The sequence below is a fragment of the Devosia geojensis genome (assembly GCF_000969415.1).
In the GTDB taxonomy this organism is placed as follows: domain Bacteria; phylum Pseudomonadota; class Alphaproteobacteria; order Rhizobiales; family Devosiaceae; genus Devosia; species Devosia geojensis.
This window is the reverse complement of record NZ_JZEX01000155.1, coordinates 1-7652: the sequence shown is the minus strand read 5'-3', so window position 1 is coordinate 7652 and position 7652 is coordinate 1. Positions and strand designations below refer to the sequence as shown.

Genomic DNA, 7652 nt, shown 5'->3' with positions numbered 1-7652 from the left:
TATCTACCCCAGACCGCTCGTCGGCAGCGTCAGAGGGGTATAAGAGACAGCCCCTATCCCCTCCCCTCAAGGGGGAGGGGGACGCATGGTGCTTGTGGCGGCATCTCGCCCACCCACCGCTGTCATCCCGGCGAAAGCCGGGACCCAGTACACACCGAGGTCAGAGCTCGTGCGCAGGAGTGCTCTTCAGCTCCCCAGCAAAGCACCGGCGGCGCCGTTTACTGGGTCCCGGCTTGCGCCGGGATGACAGCGGTGGGAGATGGAACTTTCCAGTACAACTGGAGTGCCGCAAACGTTGCCCCGTTCGCACACCTTGCGGCTGATGCGGCACCTCAGGATGGGCCCCGGCTTTCGCCGGGGTGACATCGTGGGTGGAGGGGGTAGCGGTGCCTAATCCCGCACCTTGTACGGCTTCTGATCCCGCCAGAAGCGCATGAGGCTTTCGAGGTCGGGGTCGCCGCCGGGGGGCAGGACGATCTTGACGTTGACGTAGAGGTCGCCGTCGCCGTAGAGGCCCTTGCCCTTCAAACGCAGCGACTTGGAGGTGTCGACGCCGGGGGGCAGGTTCAGCTCGACAGAGCCGTCGAGGGTCGGCACGCGCGCCTTGGTGCCGAGCACGGCCTCGTAGAGGGTGATCGGCAGGTCGGTCCGCAGGTCATGGCCGTCGAGGCGGAAGGTCTTGTGCTTCTCGAACTTGACGGTGATGAGCGCGTCGCCCGGCTGGCCGATGGGCGAGGGCTGGCCCTGGCCCTTGAGGCGGATCTGCTGGCCGTCCTCGACGTTCTTGGGGAGCTTGACCGCCAGCATCTTGCCGTTGGGCAGGCGCACGTCGATCGAGCCGCCGCGATGGGCGTCCTCGAGCGAGACGGCGGCGGTGGCGGTGAAGTCCTCGCCCTTGGCTCCGCCGCGCTGGGCGGTGCCGGCGAAGGGGTCCCACTGCGCCTCGCTGAACGTGGTGCGCGCGCCCCCGCGCGGCTGCCCGCCAAAGCCGCTCATGAACTCCTTCAAGATGTCTTCGGCCGAGAAGCCGCCCGCGCCCGGCCGAGCGCCGCGCGCGGCGCCGCCGAACCCGCCATTGCCGAAGCCGGCAAAGCGCGGGTTGCCCTCGGCATCGATCTCGCCGCGGTCGAACTGGGCGCGCTTGGTGGCGTCGCTCAACAGGTCATAGGCAGCCGTCGCTTCGGCGAACTTCGCGTGGGCGCCGGGATCGTCCGGATTCTGGTCGGGATGGTAGGCCTTGGCCAGCTTGCGATAGGCGGATTTGATCTCCTTCTCGCTTGCCGTGCGGGCCACCCCGAGCACGCTGTAGGGGTCGCGCATTGTCTCCAATCGATTCGTTCGTGCCGAACCGGCCAAGTGGACACCACTTTGGCGGCGCGGTCACGCAGGATTCATAGATGGTGCATGGCACCTGGGGCGTTGCACGCCCTGCTGTTCGCCTTCTATATGGCGAGCGGCCTGCCCGTTGTCCAGTAACCGGCCGGGAACGGCCGGACCGAGGTTGACCCATGACCGAACCGCTGACACTGCGCCTTTTCGACGATCTCGACGCCGGCGAGATCGATCCGTTCGCCCTGTTCGAGGAGTGGTTTGCGCTGGCTGCAGCCAACGAGCCCAACGACCCGCATGCCATGGCGCTGGCGACGGCTGATGCCGATGGCCTGCCGGACGTGCGCATGGTGCTGATGAATGCGCGCGACCAACGCGGCTTCACGTTCTTTACCAATTTCGAGAGCGAGAAGGGCCGGCATCTCGCCGCCAACCCGCACGCGGCGTTCGTGATGCACTGGAAATCGATCCGCCGGCAGGTGCGCATGCGCGGGCCCGTCGAGATCGTCGCGCCCGAGGAAGCGGACGCCTATTTCGCTTCGCGCGCCCGGGGCTCGCAGATCGCCTCGTCCGTCTCGCGCCAGTCGCGCCCGCTGGCGAGCCGCGCGCTCCTGGCCGCCGGGGTGGCCGAGCTGACCGCCGAACTGGGCGAGGGACCGGTGCCGCGCCCGCCGCACTGGTCGGGGTTCCGCCTCGTGCCGCAGACCATCGAGTTCTGGAAGGACGGCGAGTTCCGCCTGCACGACCGGGTGCGGTTCACCCGCACCGGGCCGGGCGCGCCGTGGAGCCGGACGCGGCTCTATCCCTAGAACCGGCGGAATTGGCGATTTATTCAATTTAAGGCGATAGTTAGGTCACGAATTTCCCGCGAACCGGCCGGACCGCCTTTGCGCATACTCATCCGCACATCGAAATGGGCCATCAGGGCGCGGCGGCTGGCGAGCCTGTCGCTGCCGCTGATCGTCATTCCGGTGCTGCTGCACAGGCAGGGGCTGATCGAGAGCAACACGTTCCATGTGATGCTGTGGGTGGCGTTCGCCGTCGTCGTGGCGACGCTCGCCTGCGCGCTGATCGCGCTGGTGCGGCTGTGGTTCACCGGCGACCGGGGGTGGGACCGGGCGATCGTCGGGCTCGTGGCCGGGCTCGTATGCCTTGCCCCGTTCGCCTGGGCGGGCGCGATGGCCTCGCGCTATCCGGCGGCGACCGATATCGCCACGGCCGACAGGCAGCGCCTGCCGCTGGTGCTCGACGGCGCGACGGCGACGATGAGCCCGCCGCTGGTGCCGAATGCGGCGGCGCTCGAGGCGACGTTCCCCAACGCCAAGACGCGCACCTATCCGCTGACCGCCCAGCAGGTGTTCGACGTCGCCATGCGCCTCGTCGAGGATCGCGGCTGGGACCTGCAGGCGCAGACCCGCCCGCCCGCGCCCGGCGCCGAGGGGCGGATCAACGCGCGGGTGACGACGCTCTTCGGCTGGCGCGACGACGTGGTGATCGCGCTTGCCGGCGACCCGGAGGGCGCGCGGGTCGACATGCGCTCGGCCTCGCTCGCCGGCCGCCATGACCTCGGCGCCAACGGGCAGAGGGTCGAGGAGTTCCTGGGCGCCATGGACGCGGAAGTGACCGCGCTCCTGCGCGACAACCCGAATATCGGCCAGCCGATCATCGAGCCGCCCGCGGAGGCGGGAGATGCCGAAGAGGTGGCACCGGGGCAGTGAAGGACCCCTCACCCTGACCCTCTCCCCGGAGGGGCGAGGGGACGCGAGGGGGACGGTTCCCCCTTCTCCCCTTGTGGGAGAAGGTGGCGCGAAGCGCCGGATGAGGGGTTTGCGATGTCTCAATGAGGCGCGGCGTCCGTGGCAACATCGCGGACCCCTCACCCTGATTTTCCGCTGAACGCGGAAAATCTGTCCCTCTCCCACAAGGGGAGAGGGAAGGGGTCTACTCCGCGTGTCCCCGCTCGGCCAGCCACTCGCGCATTTGCGCGATCTCGGCCTCCTGCGCGCTGATGATCTCTTCGGCGAGGGCGCGGATTTCGGAATCGGAGCCGTGCTCGATGACGACGCGGGCCATGTCGATGGCGCCCTGGTGGTGCGGGATCATCGAGAGCAGGAAATCGATGTCGGGATCGCCGGTGTAGTCGATCTCCATGGCCGCATGCATGTCGGCGTTCGCCTGCGCATAGGCGGCGGTGGCGGGCGATTCGCCCGCCGGTGCGCCGTGGCCGGAGTGGTCGGCCTGGGCGAAGGCCGCGCCGGCGAGAACGAGGGTCACGGCGGCGGAAGCGAGAAAGGTGCGCATGGCAATCCTCCTGTTGGTCTTGAGGACGCCGACCCTGCGGCCTTCCCATGCGGGAAGGTCAAGGGGGGGCGAGGAGGAGCGCGAGACGCGAGCCTTGCGGTGGCACCGCACAACCCCAACCACCGGGTCATTCCCGCGAAAGCGGGAACCTCCGTTTGCCGTGGTGGGGTGGAAACAGAGGTCCCCGCTTTCGCGGGGATGACCCGGTGGGGTGTGGGTGTTCGTGCCCCTATGGTTGTGCCCGGTAGGCGGCGCGCGGCAGCTCGGAAAGTACTTCGGCGCGGCCGTTGCGGATGATCACGATTTCCTCGAGACGGACGCCGAAACGTCCGGAAAGGTAGATGCCGGGCTCGATGGAAAACACCATGCCCTCGTCGAGAACGGTCTGCGACGTCGCGGTGATGTAGGGCGGCTCGTGCACGTCGATGCCGAGGCCGTGGCCGGTGCGGTGGAGGAAGTAGTCGCCGTAGCCCTCTGCCGCGATGATGTCGCGGGCGGCCTTGTCGACCTGCCTGGCCTCGACGCCGGGTCGGGCGGCGGCGATGGCCGCTTGCACTGCGCGCTCGAGGATGGCGTGCACCTTCTCGAACTCTTCGGGCGGAGCGCCGAGATGGGCGACGCGGGTCATGTCGCTGGGGTAGCCGTCGAGGCGGCAGCCGGCGTCGATCAGCACCGCGTCGTTGTCCTTGAGGCGCGTGTCGCCGGTGTGGTGGTGGGGGAAGGCGCCGTTGGGCCCGAAGCAGACGGTGATGAAGGCGGCGCTGGCTCCGTTTGCTTCGTAGACCTGCCCGATGACCTCGGCGATCTCGTTTTCGGAAACGCCGGGCTTCAGCGCGCCGAAGGCCGCTTGGAACGCTTTGTCGTCGAGGAGGGCGCTGGCCTTGAGGCGCTTGTACTCGTCGGCGTCCTTGCGCGAGCGCAGGTACCCGACGGTGTCGCCGGTGAAGCGCCGGCGCGCGCCAGGCAGGGCATCGAGCAGCAGGAGGGCGAAGTCGGCGCGCATGGTTTCGTCGAGGACGACGCTCGGGCTGGATCTGTCGATGCCGGTGGCCTCGATCAGGGCGTCGAGGGCGCTGTCGGGGCCTTCCGCGTCGCTCCAGGGGAAGAAGGGCAGGTCGGTGTGCTGGCGGGAGCTGTCGACGTTGAGCGCGGGCATGAGGAAGCCGGCGTAGTCCTGGGAGACCAGCAGCATCACCGGCCGCTCGTCGCCATGCGGGGAGAGGCCGGCGAGCCAGACCATGTGGCTCGAGGGGCCGATGGCGACGAGATCGGTGTTCGTCTGCGCCATGCGGGCGCGCAGGTTGGCGAGGCGGGTGGAGAGGGTAGAGGTCATGGTGGTGCTCGGTTTCTAGGACGTGGGCGCCTCACCGGCGCTTTGCGCCGAGGGGATTGAGGGTGGGGTGATGCAGTGGGATCACCGATCTCATCCCACCCCAGATGTCACCCCGGCGAAGGCCGGGGCCCATCCTGAGATGCAACCGCAGCCGCAAGGAGTGTGAAACGGGACGGAAAGAGCGCAGCCGCTCTTCCCGTGGCCCGTGGATGCGTTCAGGGCTGGGTCCCGGCCTTCGCCGGGATGACAGCCGGTGGGTGGGGCGCGATCGTGCGTGCGCACGACCGGCCTCTCCTCGTTGGTCTTGGATACCCTACTCCTTCGTCACCAGACGGTAGAACACGAAGTCGGACGTCGCGCCGTTGACGTAGCCGTCGACGTTCGCGCCCATGGCGACCTGGTAGGCGGCCTGGAACATGATGACGATGGGCGAGGACTCCTGCACCTTCTTCTGCAGGTCGAGATAGATCGCCTCGCGCGCGGCCGGATCGGCTTCGGCGAGCGCGGCCATCGTCTCCTCGTTCATCTCGGCGGGCACGGCCCAGGCGTTACGCCAGGTGGTCGTCGCCTGATAGTTGTCGTCCGAATTGTCGGAGTTGTAGGCGAAGGCCTTGGCGTTCGAGTGCGGATCCATGAAGTCCGGGCCCCAGTAGAGGAGCATGGCCTGGTGGGTGCGCTCGCGGTACTTGGTGATGACCTGCGCGCCCGTGCCGGGGATGATCTCGAAGTTGATGCCGGCCTCGGCGAAGGTCGCCTGCAGCGACTGGGCCATGTCGGTGAAGGGCGTCGAGTTGATCACGTCGAGGGTGACGTTGATCGGCGTCTCGATGCCGGCCTCCTCGAGGATCTGGCGGGCCCGGTCGGGATCGTAGGTGAAGGGCGTGTCGGTCAAGGCGCCCGGGAACCCTTCGGGCCAGAAGGCCTGGTGGATGTCCATCTGCCCGGCCAGGAACGACTGCGTCATGCCCTCGTAGTCGACGAGGTAGCGCGCGGCTTCCCACACGGCTTCGGGAGTCAGAGACTCGGTCTTCTGGTTGAACGAGAGGAAGTGGACGGCCGCCTGCGGGAAGACCTCGACCTTGACCGCATCGCCCGTAAGGCCGGCGATCTGGTCCGGGGTCAGGTTCTTGGCCATGTCGACGTCGCCGGAGGTCAAGAGGAGCTGCTGGGTTGCAGCCTCGGCCACATGCCGGATGATGACCGAGCCAATCGCCGGCGCGCCCTTGAAGTAGTTCGGGTTGGCCGTCAGGCGGATGATCTCGCCCGGACGATAGTCGGCAAGGTTGAAGGCGCCCGAGCCCGCGGAGTTGGCGTTGAGCCAGGCATTGCCCATGTCGCCGTTCTCTTCGTGCTCCATCACCGTCAGCTCGTCGACGACGGAAGCCGGGCGGGCGGCGAGCACGTTGAGGACGAAGGCGGAGGAGAAGTCGCCGTCATAGCGCACGGTGACGGTGTTGCCTTGCGCGGTGACCATCTCCTCGATGTTCTCGGGCGTCCAGCCGAGCTGGGTGAGGATGAAGGCGGGCGTGAGGTTGAGCGTCACGACGCGCTTGAACGAGAAGACGACGTCCTCCGGGCGCACGGGATTGCCCGAGTGGAAGGTCGCGCCGTCGCGGATGGTGAAGGTGATGGCCTTGGCGTCGTCGTCCACGGTCCATTCGGAGGCAAGGCCCGGGGCGAGGACGGTGGTGTCTTCCGCATCGTACTGCACCAGGCGGTCATAGACGTTGGTGACGAGCTCGCCCGAGGTGAACTCGTAGGCCTGGGCCGGGTCGATGGCGACGATGTCGTCGATGTTCTGGGCGACGACCAGCACGTCGGCGGGGGTGGCGGCGAGCGTTGCGGCAGTGCCGAGCGGCAGCGCCAGGCCGCTGGCCAAGAGGGCGGCTCTCATGAGCTTCATCTAACGTTTCTCCTTGCGAGTGACGATTTTTCTGTTGGTTGCCGGCTTGATGCCGCCGGTCTTGCGCTTCGCCTCGGGCAAGAGCTTGGGCTTGGCCGAAGAGCGGAAGAGGGTGAGGGTGCCCGTCCAGAGGAGTCGGGCAGGCTTGTCCGTGTGGTTGGACCAGGCGTGCGGATGATTGCCGCGGAAATGCAGGCTGTCGCCCGCGTTCATCACCATTTCCTGGTCGTCGAGCCGCTGGGTGATGGAGCCCTCGAGGACGTAGAGGATCTCCTCGCCTTCATGGGCGACGGTCTCGGACCGGTAGCCGGGGGGCACCGTCATCAGGAACGCCGAGAGCGTCGAGCCGGGGAAATCGGCGCCGAGCCGCTCGTAGACGACCGAGGAGCCGTCGACCGAGAAGCGCGGCCGCTCGCCGGCGCGGGTGAGGGATTCATGCGGGGCCGGGGCGGCGATGAAATAGTCGATGCCGACGCCGAGCGCCCGGGCGATCTGGGCGAGGGTGCCGAGGGAGGGCGTGGCGTGGTCGCGCTCGACCTGGCTCAAATAGCCGACGGAGACCTCGGCCGCTTCGCCGAGGGCCTGCAGCGTCATATGGAGCTGGCGGCGACGGGCGCGGATCAGCGCCCCGACCTTGGGGTGCCCGTCGTTCACGGCGGTGGCGAGGACGGAGGTCATCGGGTTGCCCCCGAAAGGGGAGATTGCGAACTCGCAGCTCTTGTCGGGAGAACGCCACGAGCACGAGTCGCCTCCCTCCCCCTTGAGGGGAGGGATTGAGGGTGGGGG

The 7652-nt window shown here is 68.0% G+C and carries 7 protein-coding genes; 2 read left to right on the top strand and 5 right to left on the bottom strand.

Translation table 11 applies throughout. The features are described from left to right. Window positions 1-390: 390 nt before the first annotated feature. The gene (locus VE25_RS18145; protein ID WP_046110080.1) at window positions 391-1320 is read right to left on the bottom strand and encodes a DnaJ C-terminal domain-containing protein; all 930 of its coding nucleotides are present in this window, start codon (window positions 1318-1320) and stop codon (window positions 391-393) included. A gap of 188 nt (window positions 1321-1508) precedes the next feature. Here VE25_RS18145 and pdxH point away from each other — a divergent pair, with 188 nt between their 5' ends. Beyond that, window positions 1509-2138 carry a pyridoxamine 5'-phosphate oxidase gene (pdxH, locus tag VE25_RS18140; protein ID WP_046110079.1) on the top strand — a complete coding sequence of 210 codons (630 nt, stop codon included), beginning with the start codon at window positions 1509-1511 and terminating at the stop codon, window positions 2136-2138. A 78-nt stretch (window positions 2139-2216) separates the two neighbouring features. After that, window positions 2217-3047, top strand: a complete 831-nt coding sequence (locus VE25_RS18135) for a DUF1499 domain-containing protein (RefSeq protein ID WP_046110078.1) — start codon at window positions 2217-2219, stop codon at window positions 3045-3047. 223 nt (window positions 3048-3270) lie between these two features. On the opposite strand, the gene copM is transcribed toward VE25_RS18135, so the two are convergent. The 4 genes from copM to VE25_RS18115 all read right to left on the bottom strand — a co-directional run bounded on the left by copM (window position 3271) and on the right by VE25_RS18115 (window position 7544). Then, window positions 3271-3636: a CopM family metallochaperone gene (gene copM, locus VE25_RS18130; protein ID WP_244466976.1), complete on the bottom strand. Its 366-nt coding sequence runs from the start codon at window positions 3634-3636 to the stop codon at window positions 3271-3273. A 223-nt stretch (window positions 3637-3859) separates the two neighbouring features. Further along, window positions 3860-4963 carry a M24 family metallopeptidase gene (locus VE25_RS18125; protein ID WP_046110076.1) on the bottom strand — a complete coding sequence of 368 codons (1104 nt, stop codon included), beginning with the start codon at window positions 4961-4963 and terminating at the stop codon, window positions 3860-3862. Window positions 4964-5276: 313 nt separating this feature from the next. Beyond that, on the bottom strand, window positions 5277-6866 hold the full coding sequence (locus VE25_RS18120) for an ABC transporter substrate-binding protein (protein WP_046110075.1): 1590 nt from the start codon (window positions 6864-6866) through the stop codon (window positions 5277-5279). Then, complete coding sequence (locus tag VE25_RS18115; RefSeq protein ID WP_046110074.1) at window positions 6867-7544, bottom strand: helix-turn-helix domain-containing protein; 678 nt, start codon at window positions 7542-7544, stop codon at window positions 6867-6869. Between the last annotated feature and the right edge of the window lie 108 nt (window positions 7545-7652).

Bases quoted from the DNA above. Each gene is read 5' to 3' on its own strand.
- VE25_RS18125 (WP_046110076.1), bottom strand. From the start codon at position 4,963: ATGACCTCTACCCTCTCCACCCGCCTCGCCAACCTGCGCGCCCGCATG.
- VE25_RS18120 (WP_046110075.1), bottom strand. From the start codon at position 6,866: ATGAAGCTCATGAGAGCCGCCCTCTTGGCCAGCGGCCTGGCGCTGCCG.
- VE25_RS18115 (WP_046110074.1), bottom strand. From the start codon at position 7,544: ATGACCTCCGTCCTCGCCACCGCCGTGAACGACGGGCACCCCAAGGTC.
- pdxH (WP_046110079.1), top strand. From the start codon at position 1,509: ATGACCGAACCGCTGACACTGCGCCTTTTCGACGATCTCGACGCCGGC.
- VE25_RS18145 (WP_046110080.1), bottom strand. From the start codon at position 1,320: ATGCGCGACCCCTACAGCGTGCTCGGGGTGGCCCGCACGGCAAGCGAG.